Source organism: Methanophagales archaeon, from assembly GCA_021159465.1.
Lineage (GTDB): Archaea > Halobacteriota > Syntropharchaeia > Alkanophagales > Methanospirareceae > G60ANME1.
This window is the reverse complement of the sequence record JAGGRR010000085.1, coordinates 1-1,805: the sequence shown is the minus strand read 5'-3', so window position 1 is coordinate 1,805 and position 1,805 is coordinate 1. Positions and strand designations below refer to the sequence as shown.

Genomic DNA, 1,805 nt, shown 5'->3' with positions numbered 1-1,805 from the left:
GGATTCCTGGCATATACCTCAAATCCCGGTATTATCACCCTTACTACGGGTATCCCAATCTCCTTCCGCGTCAGATCCACTACGATCACTCGCTTTTCAATCGCTCGCAACTGCTCAAGTGCTATCTTTATATCACCATCTATCGTATCAGTCGCCAGAGCGGGTAGCTCGCTCAACTTCACCGCCTCCTTATCCCTATCCTTAGTCTCAAACCAGTGCCTGTTCATTCTCTTCATTATCTCGTAATCCACAGGCGTACTGCCACTGCCTTTTACTATCTGCATGAGCCTGGACTGTGCAGCTTCTGTTATTGCTCGTATCGCTGCAATCTTCGGGTCACTGTGCGTACCTGCGCCATAGACGAGAAGATTCGGGTTCTTCTCTGGACTATCCAGGGCTAAAGCAACGGTGGGAAATCCGACATCAGTTGGGATATACCAGAAATAGGTTTCAATGCCCTGAGAATTGAATCTCTCCTTAAGTTCGAATATCAAGCCATCATCCTCTTCAATTGCTATTCTTTTACCTGCATCCTTCTTTATCTCAACATAACTCAATGCATCTCGCTCTATCACTTCCATTATGCCATGAAAAATCGCTTCCTCCAGGTTGTTACCTGAAGCTATACCATTACTATCACTCCTGAACAGCCTTCCTCCCCTGGTTGTTGTGTATGGATGATAAACGGCATTTGCAGGCAGAAGAACCTCCTCCTCTGTCATGAGGTCATAACCCTCACACCACTCTATTTTACTATCAGGGGTTACATTAGAAATTGCACTCAATATAAGAGAAGAGGGCTCTACCTTTTTTGCTCTGTCACCTTCATTATATGATTCAAAGTGGAATTTAGCACGGTCTTCTTCTTTTATCTCCGCAGAATAACGCTCTATTGCCTCCATAAGCACTGATACCCGCGCTTGATCCCCTGTTAGACCTTTGCCTGTGTGAACCGATACTGCACCTGCTTTCGCACCAGGTCTATACGCTGAATATACCGGTATATTGAGCTTATCGCGTCCGGTAATATCCTCTATCCCGGTTATTCCTACTTTATCGGTCAGCGTTTCCACTTGCCTTAGAGTCTCCACAGGTGTTAATGCGCGGTGTGTATCGAAGAAGTACCTCTTCGGTGTCCGCCTGAGCTTTATCTGCATCTTTTCAGCACCCTTTATATATCATTAAAACAACTATTAATATTATAAGGTAAAAATGTCAGAAAGGGAAGAAACACCAGAGGAAAGAAGTCAAAGGTGGATGGAGCGTGAAGCAGCAAAGGCAGATAAAGAAGAAGGTGGAAGGAAAGCGAAGAAGATGCGGTGCTCGAAGTGTGGTAAGGAAGTGGATGAATATCTGGAGATAGCTGGGCGTATCCTCTGCTTGGAATGCTATGCCCAGGAGGAAGCGGATGAATTTGGCGCTCTGGAGATGCCCGGAGAAGGAGGTGGGGCAGGTTAATGGATGGAAAGAAGTATGCATTACCAATCCCTCGTGCTATAACTACGGGAATAATATTTGAGGCAGCGGAGAAATTTGGGCTGGAGGTAGACCAGGAGAAAGCATCGCCAGAGGATGCTTTTGATCCCCATACTGGTTTTCCAGTTCGGGATTATGTACCGCGTGTTATACTGCTCGGGGATTCACTTCCTTCTCCTTATCAAGTTCGAAAACCAGTACCGCGAGATCTACTGCTCGGACATTTACCCGAGAAGCTATTGGCAGCAAAGGAATATATATACAAGAGGCATGAGGAATGGATAGCGCATTTAGAGGAATGGCGCACGAAGCGACGTGAACAGATATTG

General features: G+C 46.0%; 3 protein-coding genes. 2 read left to right on the top strand and 1 reads right to left on the bottom strand.

All coding sequences use genetic code 11. The annotated features are described in order from the left end of the window. Positions 1-1,157, bottom strand: a 1,157-nt coding sequence (locus tag J7J01_04520) for a YcaO-related McrA-glycine thioamidation protein (protein MCD6210145.1), incomplete at its 3' end; no start/stop codon positions are given. Between the two features lie 55 nt (positions 1,158-1,212). Here J7J01_04520 and J7J01_04515 point away from each other — a divergent pair. Both J7J01_04515 and J7J01_04510 read left to right on the top strand, forming a co-directional pair. After that, positions 1,213-1,458: a hypothetical protein gene (locus tag J7J01_04515; protein MCD6210144.1), complete on the top strand. Its 246-nt coding sequence runs from the start codon at positions 1,213-1,215 to the stop codon at positions 1,456-1,458. Further along, a partial coding sequence (locus tag J7J01_04510; protein ID MCD6210143.1) for a hypothetical protein occupies positions 1,458-1,805 on the top strand: 348 nt, incomplete at its 3' end. The genes J7J01_04515 and J7J01_04510, both read left to right, overlap by 1 nt.